The sequence below is a fragment of the Novosphingobium sp. SG707 genome (assembly GCF_012275515.1).
GTDB lineage: Bacteria > Pseudomonadota > Alphaproteobacteria > Sphingomonadales > Sphingomonadaceae > Novosphingobium.
In genome coordinates this window covers 802,769-815,145 of sequence record NZ_JAAZQL010000001.1, presented here as the reverse complement: position 1 = coordinate 815,145, position 12,377 = coordinate 802,769, and the positions used below count along the sequence as shown (strand labels likewise).

General features: G+C 62.2%; 10 protein-coding genes. 2 read left to right on the top strand and 8 right to left on the bottom strand.

The window, feature by feature from the left end; all coding sequences use genetic code 11:
• The first annotated feature begins 55 nt into the window (after positions 1–55).
• Positions 56–769 (top strand): IclR family transcriptional regulator, encoded by a 714-nt coding sequence (locus FHW92_RS03210; RefSeq protein ID WP_168601751.1) that lies wholly within the window; start codon positions 56–58, stop codon positions 767–769.
• A gap of 12 nt (positions 770–781) precedes the next feature.
• On the opposite strand, the gene FHW92_RS03205 is transcribed toward FHW92_RS03210, so the two are convergent.
• From FHW92_RS03205 to FHW92_RS03185, 5 genes are all read right to left on the bottom strand, one after another.
• Positions 782–2,008 carry a CoA transferase gene (locus FHW92_RS03205; RefSeq protein ID WP_172249131.1) on the bottom strand — a complete coding sequence of 409 codons (1,227 nt, stop codon included), beginning with the start codon at positions 2,006–2,008 and terminating at the stop codon, positions 782–784.
• Positions 2,009–2,011: 3 nt separating this feature from the next.
• The gene (locus FHW92_RS03200; protein ID WP_168601750.1) at positions 2,012–3,208 is read right to left on the bottom strand and encodes an FAD-dependent monooxygenase; all 1,197 of its coding nucleotides are present in this window, start codon (positions 3,206–3,208) and stop codon (positions 2,012–2,014) included.
• A 44-nt stretch (positions 3,209–3,252) separates the two neighbouring features.
• A complete protein-coding gene (locus FHW92_RS03195; RefSeq protein WP_168601749.1) occupies positions 3,253–4,188 on the bottom strand; it encodes a cupin domain-containing protein in 936 nt (311 codons plus the stop codon).
• Positions 4,189–4,195: 7 nt separating this feature from the next.
• On the bottom strand, positions 4,196–5,086 hold the full coding sequence (locus FHW92_RS03190; RefSeq protein ID WP_168601748.1) for a fumarylacetoacetate hydrolase family protein: 891 nt from the start codon (positions 5,084–5,086) through the stop codon (positions 4,196–4,198).
• A gap of 190 nt (positions 5,087–5,276) precedes the next feature.
• Positions 5,277–7,586 carry a TonB-dependent receptor gene (locus FHW92_RS03185; RefSeq protein WP_168601747.1) on the bottom strand — a complete coding sequence of 770 codons (2,310 nt, stop codon included), beginning with the start codon at positions 7,584–7,586 and terminating at the stop codon, positions 5,277–5,279.
• A 274-nt stretch (positions 7,587–7,860) separates the two neighbouring features.
• Between FHW92_RS03185 and FHW92_RS03180 the strand changes: the two genes are divergently transcribed.
• Positions 7,861–9,333, top strand: coding sequence for a carotenoid oxygenase family protein (locus FHW92_RS03180; protein ID WP_168601746.1), 1,473 nt, complete (start codon positions 7,861–7,863; stop codon positions 9,331–9,333).
• Positions 9,334–9,628: 295 nt separating this feature from the next.
• Here the strand turns inward: FHW92_RS03180 and FHW92_RS03175 are convergent, their stop codons facing one another.
• The 3 genes from FHW92_RS03175 to FHW92_RS03165 are packed head-to-tail and all read right to left on the bottom strand — an operon-like array spanning position 9,629 to position 12,208.
• Positions 9,629–10,246: a TetR/AcrR family transcriptional regulator gene (locus tag FHW92_RS03175; RefSeq protein WP_168601745.1), complete on the bottom strand. Its 618-nt coding sequence runs from the start codon at positions 10,244–10,246 to the stop codon at positions 9,629–9,631.
• The gene (locus FHW92_RS03170; protein WP_168601744.1) at positions 10,239–10,751 is read right to left on the bottom strand and encodes a flavin reductase family protein; all 513 of its coding nucleotides are present in this window, start codon (positions 10,749–10,751) and stop codon (positions 10,239–10,241) included. Before FHW92_RS03170 ends, FHW92_RS03175 begins: the two co-directional genes overlap by 8 nt.
• Positions 10,748–12,208, bottom strand: a complete 1,461-nt coding sequence (locus tag FHW92_RS03165) for a 4-hydroxyphenylacetate 3-hydroxylase N-terminal domain-containing protein (RefSeq protein ID WP_168601743.1) — start codon at positions 12,206–12,208, stop codon at positions 10,748–10,750. The genes FHW92_RS03170 and FHW92_RS03165 overlap by 4 nt, the downstream gene beginning before the upstream one ends.
• Positions 12,209–12,377 lie beyond the last annotated feature (169 nt).

Below are 12,377 nucleotides of genomic sequence, written 5' to 3'. Positions count from 1 at the left end.
CTTTGTTCTGCTATACAGAACATGAGTACAAACGAGTGCAAGGCGGGACCGAAACATGAATTCAAAGCCTGGGGTGGCGGCGGTTGATCGCGCGCTGGATATTCTCGAAGCCTTCCGCGCGGGCAAACCGGTGCTGACACTGGCCGAGATCGCGCGGATCACCGGGCTTTACAAAAGCACGATCCTGCGCCTGCTGGGCAGCCTTGAACGCTATGGCTTTGTCTGGCAGCGCCCGGACGGCACCTATCAACTGGGCGCCAGCCTGCTCTCCTTTGCCTCGGTGTTTCAGGATTCCTTCGACCTGCGCCAGTTTGTTGAACCGGTGCTCGAACAACTGGTGACAGATACCTCGGAAAGCGCGACGTTTTACATCCGCGACGGCGAGGATCTGGTCTGCCTGTTCCGCGCCGATGGCAGCAATGTGGTGCGCGATTACAGCGTGCGCCCCGGTTCGCGCCGCGAATTGAACAAGGGCGCGGCCAGCGTGACCCTGCTGCAATTCGACGCGGGATTGCGCGCGCCCATCACGCGCGAGGCGATGGTGGTCGTCTCGGTGGGCAATGTCGATCTGGACATGGCGGCGATCGGCGTGCCGGTGTTCGGCGCCAATGGCGTTCTGCAGGGAGCAATCACCCTGTCCGGCCCCAGCCTGCGCTTTACGCAGGAGCATGTCGCGCGGCTCGCCCCCGTGGCGGTAGAGGCGGCGATTGGCCTGTCGCTGCGGCTGGGGGCAACGCCGGGCCTGCTGCCCCCTCTGACCGCCGAATAAAGCCGCCATGGCTCAGATCGCCCCGCTGGCCCTAAGGTGGTCCAGCGCGGCCTGATCGCGGCCCAGTTCGCCATAGATCCGCGCGTTATGCTGCCCCAGCCAAGGCGGGGGGCAGCGCGCAGCGGGCTGACTGTCGGCAAGATCAAAACCTGCACGCACCACGCGCACGCCGCCGAAATCGGCCTCCGGCATGGCGATATCCTGCACCAGATCGCGCGCGGCGATCTGCGGATGGGCCAGAATTTCCGGCACGGTCAGGATGCGCCCCGCCGGAATGCCATAAGCGTTGAACAGGCTTTCCCACTCCTGCGCCGTTTTCGCGGCCAGCGCCTGTTCCAGTTCGGCATTGATCGCGGCGCGGTTGGCCTTGCGCGTCTCGCGCTCGGCAAAGCGCGGGTCGGTGGCCAATTCCGGCCGCCCGACCAGTTCGCACAGTTTCTCGAACTGCTCCTGCTTGTTGGCGGCAATGTTGATCGGCCCGTCGGCGCAGCGGAAGGCGCCCGATGGCGCGGCGGTCATGTTCTGATTGCCGATGGGCCGCGCCTCGACCCCGGCGATCAGGTAATTGGACACGGCCCAGCCCATGGCCGACAGCGTGGCGTCCAGCATCGACAGGTCGATAAAGGCCCCCTCGCCCGTCCGCCCGCGCTTGACCAGCGCGCTGACCACCGCAAAACCCGCTGCCATCCCGCCCAGCGTATCGCACAGCGGATAGCCCACGCGCAAAGGCGCAGTATCGGCGTCCCCGGTGATGCTCATGACGCCTGACATGCCCTGCACGATCTGGTCATAGGCCGGATTGCCCGCCAACGGCCCGTTCTGGCCAAAGCCGGAAATCGCGCAGTAGATCAGCCCCGGATTGACCGCGCGCAACGCTTCATGGCCAAAGCCCAGCCGATCCATCACGCCGGGGCGGAAATTTTCGACCAGTACATCGGCGCTGGCCACCAGATCGCGGAACAGCGCCTTGCCCTCGGGGTGTTTCAGATCAACGGTCACCGACAGTTTCCCCGCGTTCTGCGCGAGGAAACTGGTGCCCATCAATTGCCCGTTGAGCGCGGGCGAGGCGCCCAGCTTGCGCGCCAGATCGCCGTCCTTCGGGTTCTCGACCTTGATGACCTCGGCCCCCAGCAATGCCATTTGATATGTGGCATAGGGGCCGGAGAGAATATTGGTCAGATCGAGAACCCGGATGCCCGACAGCAGATCGGCGGGGGGCCGCTGCGAGGATTGGCTCACCGCTCAGATCTCCGCCGTGTTCACATCATAGCGATAGAGCCAGTCATAGCGGTCGCGGATCGGATCGCGGCTCCATTCGCTCTCCATATAGGCAACCGCGCCCTCTTCGGTGGCCAGCGCCGATTCATGGAAGCGGGCGGTGTTTTCCTTGGCCCCGCGCACCATGGCGCTGGTCCGCTCGACGCGGGCCTGTTCATAGCGGCGCAGCGCCTCGACCGGATCGGCATATTTGTCGAGGCAGCGGCCCAGCACGACGCCGTCCTCGATCGACATGACGGCGCCTTGGGCAAGGAATGGCAACGTGGCGTGGCAGGCATCGCCCAGCAAAGTGGCGCGACCGACGCTCCACGTCTGGCGCGGGGCGCGTTCCATGAACGCCCATTTCATCACCGAGGGCGCGGCCTGAATCAGCGTCTGCACATCCTCGTGCCATCCGGCAAAATCGCGGGCGCATTCCTCGTTCGAGCCTTGCGTGTACCAGCTTTCCACCTGCCAGTCGTTGCGCTCGATGGTGCCGATCATGTTCATCAGCTTGCCGCCGCGCAGGGGATAGTTGACCAGATGGCCGCCCGGCCCGATCCAGGTCCAGCCCAGCATGTCGCGCAACCGTTCGGGCAGGCGCTCCATGGGGATAACCGCGCGCCAGGCGATCATGCCGGTGAACTGCGCCTCATCATCACCAAACAGGCAGCGGCGCACGGTGGATTTCACCCCGTCGGCACCCACCAACAGGTCGCCCTGCGCATTTGTGCCATCGGCAAAATGCAGGGTCACGCCGTCCTCGCGCACGTCAATATTGCTGACCGCCTTGGCCAGATGGACCGCGTCGGGCTTGATCGCGCGCACCGCGTCGATCAGCGTGGCGAGCAGATCGGGGCGATAGACCGTCAGATAGGGATAGCCGTATTTCTCGACCGCCTGGGGGCCAAGGTCGAACATCGGCCATGCGCGGCCCGTGTTCCACAGGCGGAATTCCTTGCGGTGCGGCGCGCAAGAGGCGGCCTTGAGCGTTTCGAACACACCCAGCGCATCCAGGGCGCGCGAACCATTGGGGCTGATCTGGACGCCTGCGCCCACTTCGCCCAGTTCGGGGGCCTGTTCATAGACCTCGACATCATAGCCCCGGCGTAGCAGCGACAGGGCCGCTGCCATGCCCCCGATACCGCCGCCCGCAATCAGCACTTTGAGAGATTGTGTCATATATGCTCCCCAAACTTATGAATTCTTGAAAGGAATGGTGCGGATCAATCGGCCTCGCAGCGCAGCCAGTCGAAGGCGGCCATCACCGGCGCATCCGAAACCTTGAGCAGCAGCGCGTCGCTTTGCGCGCGATGGCGATAGGGTCGCCATGCGGGGATCGCGATCGTGTCGCCAAAGCTCCAATTGAAGGTCTGGCCGTCGATTTCGGTCCGGCCATGGCCTTCGACCACGGCGTAGATGATGTTGGCCGTGGTGCGGCATCGCGCGGTTTCGCGCCCGGCGATCAGCCTTTGCATATCCAGCCGGATCGTCTTGAGCGCCGGATCGCCCAATTGCACCGAGGCATGGGCATCATCCGACGCCAGCGCCGTTTCGAGCCGCGCCAGCGTATCCTCGCGCCGAAAGGCCAACGGCGAGCTGTCCACCGGCACGGGATCAGGCTCGACCCCATCGGGATGCGGCTGATAGAACATCGGTTCGAGCAGATGGAGCAGCGGAACGTCGAGAAAATCCATCCAGTAGCAATCGTCCGGCCCGACATTGTCATGCGAATGCCACGCCCATGAAGGCGTCAGCAGCACATCACCCGGCCGCATCTCCACCCGATGCCCATCGACCACCGTATAGGTCCCCCGCCCTTCAAGGATCAGGCGCAGAGCGTTGGGCGTGTGGCGATGGGCGCGGGCGGTCTCGCCGGGGCGGATCATCTGATAGGCGGCCACCATCGAGCGCAGCGTCGCATAGACATTGCCCTCCACCGGATTGAACATGGTCAGATTGCGCCGCTCGGCCTTGTCGGTGCCAATCAGCTCGCCCGCGCGGGCTAGGATCGGCTTCACATCCTCATAGCGCCATTGGAAGGGCTGAAAATTGGCGCGCGGCTCGCTCCACAGCGCGGGGAAACGGCGATGCCATCCCCCTTCCATGTTGAGCGCGGTGAAGGCGGCGTAAAGGTCATCGAGCGTGGCAATGTCGGCCATGATGCCCTCAATTCTGCTTGATGATGGGGGGAACATAGGCCGCCGCGAAAACCTCGCTCGCCCCTTCAGTGCCCTGCACCACGTCCACGGTCATTTCGCCAAGGCGGGTGATGGAGATGCGCACCTTGTCGCCATCGACGATGGGAGCGACGCCCTGTGGCGTGCCGGTGGCGATGATGTCGCCCGGCTGCAGCGTCATCACCGCCGAAGCCGTCTCGATCATGCCGGGAATGTCGAGCACCAGATCGCGCGTATTGGCATGCTGGCGCAGTTCGTCATTGACCCAGAGGTTCATTTCGAGATTGTCGGGATCGGGCACTTCATCCGCCGTGGTGATCCACGGGCCGACCGGGCAGAATGTGTCATAGGCCTTGCGGAACACGCGCTCTTCGCGACCACGCACCACCATGTCCATCAGGCAGGCATAGCCGAACACCGCCTCGCGCCAGTTTTCACGCGGGACCGAGCGGCAGGTCTTGCCGATGATGATGCCCAGTTCTGCCTCATGATGCACCTCGCGCCCCGGTACATGGGGCAGGACAACCGGATCGTTCGGACCCGAAACCGAAGAGGAAGGCTTGAGGAAAAAGCCCTGATTGGTGGCGCGATAGGTGGCCTGCATTTCGCGGCCATGGGCGTGATAGTTCACCGGATAGGCGATGACCTTGTTGGGCCATGGCACCGGGGTTTCCAGCCGCACATCGGCCAGAGCTTTGCGCGGAGCAGTGGCCAGCGCGGCCTCGATGCGGGGGCGCAGGATGGCGAAATCGCGGATCAGCACCAGCGGGCCTACCGGGGGCCATTGTGCGGGATCAACCCCGCAAACCTCTGTCACATCGGCGATTTCATCGCCCATACAGACCCCGATCCGGCCACCATCAAATCTTGCGAGACGCATTGGCAATTCCTAGTTCTGCCTAAAAGAACGATGTTCTTTTTATAAACGAGTCGATGATGAAATCAACTGTATTCACGATCACAAAAAGGTGATTTTCTCCGCTCGCCCCATCGGGCGCGGCCAAGCAAAAGGGCGCGCGAAAGCGGATCGCGCGCCCTTTCCCGTCACCCCTTTGCCGGGGTATCAGCCGTTAGAATTTGGCGCGCGCACGGGCGCCCCACGTGCGCGGCGGCGCAATGTCATGGCCATTGTAATTGGCGATGAAGGGATATTGCTGGGTGCCGGTGTAAACAGCGGTATTGCCGATGTTGCGGACAAAGGCCTGAACCGAGAAACGGTCGCCCGGCGCGTAATAGGTCAGGCTGGCGTTGAACAGGGCATAGGCATCGGCCCGCGCATTCTCGACAAATTCGGCCGAGAGCCAGCGCGAGGAGGCAAAGCTCATATCCGGCGTGAATTCCACCCGCGCGCCATCCTTTAGGTCAAACGTGTGGGTGTAATTGACATTGCCCGAGAACTTGGGCGTGCGCGGCAATTGGAAGCCGTTGCAATTGACCGTCCAATAGCCGATCCGCGCATTGCCGCCCGGAATGGCGCTCACGCCGCAGGTGGTCGTCGGATCGGGGCTGGCCGCGCGATAGACCTGATAGGAGAAGTCCTTGTACTTGCTCTCGGTATATTCGACGCCGACATGGAAAGAGTCATTCATCGTCGGACGCAGCGTGGCCTCCAGCGTGATGCCCTTGGCCACAGCCTTGCCCGCGTTGAACAGCGAGGAAACCTGCGCGCCGCCGCGATCGAGCTGCGAGAAATTCTCCTGCCGGTTCTTGTAGTCCATATAGAACAATTCGGCGTTGATCAGCAGCAGGCGGCCAAAGAAGCGGTTCTTCGAACCGATCGTATAGGCGGTCACATCCTCGGGCTTATACGGGTCGATGTCGGCGTTCGACTGGCCGCCCGATTTGAAGCCGGTGACGACGCTGGCATAGAGCATATTCTGGGGCGCCACGTCGAATTCGACGCCTGCCTTGTAATTCAGTCGCTTGGCCGAATAGGTGCCCTTCACCCATGTACCCGACGAGGTCAGGATCTCGCAGGAGCCGCCGATGGCCGTGCCGCCCGTGGGACAGGCAAGGCTGCCCGCGATGGCATAGCGATGGCCGTCCACAGACTTGGTTTCGTCGGTATAGCGCAGGCCCGCCGTGGCGCGGAAACGGCTGGTCAGCGAATAGGTCGCCTCGCCAAAGGCGGCATAGGCGCGGGTGTTCAGCTTGGCGATAAAGGCGGTGTCAGAGGCGCGGCCGAGGCGGACGGCATTGTAGCTGTCCTGATCCTCGTTGAAATAATAGCCGCCGATCACCCATTTGACGCGATTGTCGGCATGGCCAAGGCGCACTTCCAGCGTCTGGCCTTCCGAGACGGACGGCGCGCCGGTGAAATAATTGTTCGTGCCGAAATAGAGCGCGGGCATGACCAGCGAGTCCTGCGTCACGCGCTGATAGGCCGGGATCACGGTCAGCACGGCCGGGCCAAGGTTCCAGTCAATATGGCCGTTGATGCCCAGCACATCGACGTTCTGATAGACCTTGCTGGTATCGAGCGGATAGATGCCCGGAGGCGCGGTCACGCTGCCGATCAGGGTGTTGAGCGACTGGTTGATCGAGGTCCAGCGATTGGCCGGGATGATCGGCTGGGGATTGGTGATGCCCGGCGCGTTGGGGGCGGTCGGTTCATAAACCACCTTGCCCGGACCGCGACCGCCCAGATGCTGATAATTTACGCCCAGACGCAGGGTCAGCGCCTCGGTCGGCTGGGCCTTCACCTGAAGGCGCAGCGCGTGATGCTTGTCATCATCGGTGCCGTCGGTGATATAACCATCGCGCGACACACCCTGGAACGAGGCACGCACGGCCACCTTCTCGCCCAACGGGATGTTGACCGCGCCTTCGGCATTGTAGCCGTTGTAATTCTGGAAACCGGCGCTGACATAGCCCTCGAACTGACCCAGCTTGGGCTGAACGGGGATGATGTTGAGCGCGCCGCCCGTGGCGTTGCGGCCATAGAGCGTGCCTTGCGGACCTTTCAGCACTTCGACGCGCTCAAGATCATAGAAAGTGGCGGCGACAAACTGGCTGCGCGCGGCGAACACGCCGTCATAGGCCTGCGCCACGGCAGGATTGGAATAGCCGGTGGTCGAAAAATCGCCCGCGCCGCGGATATAGACCTGAATCGCGCTGCCGCCCTGCGTGATCTGAACGCCGGGCGAAAGGCGGGCCAGGTCGGTGGCCTGCGCCACGCCCGCGCGGTTCAGCGTTTCAGCGGACAGCACGTCGATGGAAACGGCGGTCTTTTGCGCGCTTTCCTTGCGGAATTGGGCCGTTACAACGATTTCGTCATTGGACGGAGCCGGCGGCGCTTCGGCGGCCTGGGCCATGGCGGGCAACAAGGCGCTGGCCGCAACGCCCAGCAGGAACATCGCCGCGCGATCGCAACGTTTCATCTCAATCCTCCCCAATCATTTCATGGTTATCACAATTCGGCTTCACCAGAAGGAGCGGCTTTAGTCGCGTTCTTTCTGATGGAATGCCATTCTTATAAAATGCGATTCACGCCCTGTCAATCAAAGATGATTACACGTGTATTCACTCGCAATCCGCTGATTCACAGCAATTTTATCCTTTTCACGCCCTATCTGGACAGCCTGCCCGAGTCACGATAGAACAGCATTCTATTTTCAGCGCGACTCCCCCAACGCGCCTTTGGGAGACGATGACATGACAACATTCCCCGACGTTCCGGCCTTCACCGGCTTCAACACCCCCTCGCGGGTCGAGGCGAACGTCCATGACCTTGATGTGCGCGGCACGATCCCGCCCGAAATGGACGGCTGCTTCTATCGCGTTCAGCCCGAGCATCAGTTTCCGCCCCTGCTGGGCAATGACATCGCGTTTAACGGCGACGGCATGATCTCGATGTTCCGCTTTAAGAACGGCCGCGTCGATTTCACCCAGCGCTGGGCCAAGACCGACAAGTGGAAGCTGGAGAATGAGGCCGGACGCGCGCTGTTCGGCGCCTATCGCAATCCGTTGACCGATGATGAAAGCGTCAAGGGCAAGATCCGCGGCACGGCCAACACCAATGCCTATATCCACGGCGGGCGGCTCTATGCGCTGAAAGAGGACAGCCCCGCGCTGGTGATGGACCCGGTCAGCCTTGAGACGCAGGGCTACACCGATTTTGACGGGCGGATGAAGGGCGAGACATTCACCGCCCATCCCAAGACCGACCCGGCCACGGGCAATATGTGCGGCTTTGGCTATGCCTCCAAGGGCCTGCTGACCCGCGACATGACCTATTACGAAATCAGCCCCGAGGGCGAGCTGCTTTATGATGTGTGGTTCGAGGTGCCCTATTACTGCATGATGCATGATTTCGCGATCACGCCCGATTATGCGCTGTTTTCGGTGATGCCGATGACCAGCAGTTGGGAGCGCCTGAAGGCAGGCAAGCCCCATTTCGGTTTTGATACCTCGCAGCCCACCTATCTGGCCGTCATGCCGCGCAAGGCGGGCACTACCGCGCAGGACATTCGCTGGTTCAAGGGCGGCAATTGCTTCACCGCCCATGTGATGAACGCGCATCAGGACGGGACAAAGCTGCATCTCGATCTGCCCGTGGCGGCCAATAACATGATGCCCTTCTTCCCGGACATCAACGACGCGCCCTTCGATCCGGTGGCAGGCGCAACCTATCTGACGCGCTGGAGTGTCGATCTGGCCCAGAACGAGGAGGAATACCGATCCGAGCGCCTCTCCGACATGATCGGTGAATTTCCCCGCATCGATGATCGCTTTACCGGGCAAAAGAACCGCTATGGCTGGATGGTCGTGATCGACCCTTCGCAGCCGGTCGAACTCAAAGGCGGCAGCGCGGGCGGCTGGGTGATGAACACGCTGGGCTTCGTCGATCTGGAAAGCGGCACCGAACAGAAATGGTGGTGCGGCCCGGTCTCCTCGATCCAGGAGCCCTGTTTTGTCCCCCGCCCCGGCTCTGAGCGCGAAGGCGACGGCTGGATCGTCATGGTGTGCAACCGCCTGGAAAACCGCAGCAGCGACCTGCTGATCTTCGAGGCCACCAATATCGCGGCAGGGCCCATCGCCACCATCGCCATCCCGGTGCGTCTGCGCTTCGGCCTGCATGGCAATTGGGCAGAGGCCGGCGCGGTGAAGGCTTTGGAAGAAGCTTGAATTATGGGGAAGAGCGGGGGCTTGGCTCTCGCTCTTTTTCTTGGGGAAGGATGCCTCCGGCGGGCAAAGGGTCTCGACCCTTTGCAATCCCATGAATGGGGTGGTGCTTGGTTGGCCGGGTGATGCGAAATAGTTAAAGCCTGCGGCGCGGCAAACTTAGGCTTGTCTGCGCCGCAGGCTTTAAAGTTTATAAGGTTGAGGCATCAGCTTTGGCTGCAATCTTGGCGCAACGCAGACAGTAACGGGATTGCAAAGGGACAAGTCCCTTTGCCCGCCGGAGGCCCCTTTAATATCCTTACCCCTCAATCCCCCGGCAAACCATATCGGCCAGCATCCCCACCGCCTCATTCCAGTCGAGCGAGGCCAGATCGAAACCCATCACCCCGGCCAGACGCTCACCGCGCGCGAGGGGGTAGATATAGACGCCCAGCACCACATTCATGGCCAGGAAGAAGCGCGCCTCGTTGAGGTCGGGCAGACATTGGCGCAGCAGGCCGATCACCCGTCGCCGGACCGGCTCAGCCAGTTGGCGGGTAATGACGCGGGCCTCATCGGACGGGTCGACCAGCGCAAGGCTGTAGATTCGGTGGCTTTTTTGCACATCGGCGCCCTCGCCCAGCATGGCCGAACCGAAGAAGGTGGCGATCACGGCGCGGGCCGAGATCTCGCCCGAGGCTTCGAGCGCATCGAAGCCGGCGTTTTGCGCGACGTGGATCGGATCAAAATGGCGCCGGAAAACCTCGGTGAACAATTCCTGCTTGCCGCTCCAGTTGCGGCTGAGCGAGGCAAGGCTGGTGCCCGCCCGCGCGGCAATGGCGCGGATGGTGCAGCGGTCATAACCGCTTTCGATAAATTGATCGTCGGCCGCGATCAGAAACCGATCGCGGCTGCTGCCTTCAGGCGTTTCAGCCATCCACGCTGACCCGGCCATAGCGCCCATCGACATAGACCAGCGGTTCGCCGCCGTCCACGATCACTCTTTCCACCAAACCCGTCACCACCCTATGGCTCCCGAAATCCGCTGTCTGTTCAACGCGGCACAGGATAGTGGCAACGCAGGATTCCACAAGCGGCAGCCCGCCCTCGATCCGCCAGTCCAGCGTATCAAAGCGGCGGTCGGGCGGCGTGGAGACGAAGGCGTTGCAGGCGGCGGCCTGATCGGCGGCCAGAATATTGACCACGAACCGCCCATTGCCCTCCAAAGGCGGGAGCAGGGAGGCGGTACGGTTGATCGCCAGCAGCAGCGAGGGCGGCTCCATGCTCAGCGACATGAAGGCCGTCATCGCGATGCCGCAGGGCGCGCCCGCGCCGTCCAGCGTGGTGACCAGAGCCACCCCGCTGGCCAGCAGGCGCATGGCGGCGCGGAAGTCTCCTTCCAGCGCCGCGATCACCTCGCCGTCTATTGTCGGCCCGCTCATTTCCAGTCCACATTGGGCATCGCGCCCGACTTGGCCAGAAATTCGCGCACCTGACCCCATTCACCGTCGCGCTGGGCGTACATGTGGTCGCCGATGCGCGCGCGGCCCTGACTGGTCAGATAGAACATTTCGTAGAGTTCAATGCGGCTGCCCAGCGCCGAACCGGCAAAGTCCCATGCCGTGCGCATGATGCTGGCGCGCTGCTCGGCGCTCATGCCTGCCGAGCCGGGCAGATATTTGCGCAGCATGTCGCCGATCTCCGGGTTTTCGAACAGCGCCAGCGAGGGCGTGCAAAGCAGGTTGTGCGAACCGATGGCCCGGATGATCTGGTTCACGCGCGTCATCCAGCCAGGCATCACGCAGCGCAGCACCGAGAGGTCGCGATGCGGGAAGAAGGCACCCGCGCCCCAGTCATGCGCCCGCGCCTCGGCCGCCACGATGGCCGAACGCGTCAGCGAGAGATAGGCGTGGATCTCGCCCAGCATTTCGGCCGCATCGGGGCGGGCGATGCTGTTCGACACCTTCAGGATGCTCGAACACAGGTCATAGGCGAATTCCAGCTTCACCATCGCGCGGATCGCCGTCTGCTGCAGCGTGTTGCCCGGCGAAACGCCCTGGTTGAGGTTGTTGTAAACGTTGAGATCGCCTTCGCAGAACACGCGCTCATAGGGCACTTCTACATCGTCAAAGATGACAAAGGCGTCCTGTTCGTCAAAGCGCGAGGAGAAAGGCGCGTCCTGAATGCTGGCATTGGTGCCGTAATGGTCGCGGCAGATCTGGATCACGCCCTTGGTGTTGACCGGAATCGAGAAGATCAGCGCATAATCTTCACCGCCCGACGGGATCGGCGACGAGGAATAAACATAGAGTTCATCGGCAAGCGGCCCCAGCGTGGCGAGAACCTTGCCGCCGCGCACGATGATGCCGTTTTCATTGCGGCCCACCACGCGCAGCGTCAGATCGGTGTTCATTCCCGCCAGATCGCCCACGCTCTTGTCGATATTGGCGTGGACGATGGTGTGGGTCATCGAAAGGTCGCCCTCGATCACCTCGCGGTGGAATTTCTTCAGGCGTTCATAGCCCTCCGGCTTGCCCCGCGCCCAGATGTCGGCGCGCGCGGTATGGCCCGAGAGCACCACGTTCACATAGTCGGGCGTGCGGCCCAACATACCGTTGGAATAACGCGCCAGACGCTCCAGGCCGCGATGGCGGATCGCCAGATCCTCGGCGCTTTTGGGCAGCATCAGGCTGACGCTCATCTTTTCGCCCGACCGTTCCGGGTCGGGAATCAAGCAATCCTCGGCATAGGTGTGCTGCCAATCGAAATAGCCGGCCATGCCGTCGACCGACCCGGCAAGGCGCGGATCATTCGCCACATCAACCTTGCCATCGCCCAGATAAACTACCCGGTTATCCTTCAGCCCAGCCTTATATTCGGCCCCTGTGCGAGCAGCCATTGCATCTTCTCCCAAGACGTGGAAACAAGTGTATTCACGAATCGTCAAATGCTCAATGAAACACCATTCTGTCAAGTGGAACTTTGGGCATTGACGACAGGTGGCGCCGTTCATAGAATGATGTTCTATTTTCAACACCTCCGATCATGAGAGGTGCAAACACTTGGGA

Bases quoted from the DNA above. Each gene is read 5' to 3' on its own strand.
- FHW92_RS03195 (WP_168601749.1), bottom strand. From the start codon at position 4,188: ATGGCCGACATTGCCACGCTCGATGACCTTTACGCCGCCTTCACCGCG.
- FHW92_RS03170 (WP_168601744.1), bottom strand. From the start codon at position 10,751: ATGAGCGGGCCGACAATAGACGGCGAGGTGATCGCGGCGCTGGAAGGA.
- FHW92_RS03175 (WP_168601745.1), bottom strand. From the start codon at position 10,246: ATGGCTGAAACGCCTGAAGGCAGCAGCCGCGATCGGTTTCTGATCGCG.
- FHW92_RS03210 (WP_168601751.1), top strand. From the start codon at position 56: ATGAATTCAAAGCCTGGGGTGGCGGCGGTTGATCGCGCGCTGGATATT.
- FHW92_RS03165 (WP_168601743.1), bottom strand. From the start codon at position 12,208: ATGGCTGCTCGCACAGGGGCCGAATATAAGGCTGGGCTGAAGGATAAC.
- FHW92_RS03190 (WP_168601748.1), bottom strand. From the start codon at position 5,086: ATGCGTCTCGCAAGATTTGATGGTGGCCGGATCGGGGTCTGTATGGGC.
- FHW92_RS03185 (WP_168601747.1), bottom strand. From the start codon at position 7,586: ATGAAACGTTGCGATCGCGCGGCGATGTTCCTGCTGGGCGTTGCGGCC.
- FHW92_RS03180 (WP_168601746.1), top strand. From the start codon at position 7,861: ATGACAACATTCCCCGACGTTCCGGCCTTCACCGGCTTCAACACCCCC.
- FHW92_RS03200 (WP_168601750.1), bottom strand. From the start codon at position 3,208: ATGACACAATCTCTCAAAGTGCTGATTGCGGGCGGCGGTATCGGGGGC.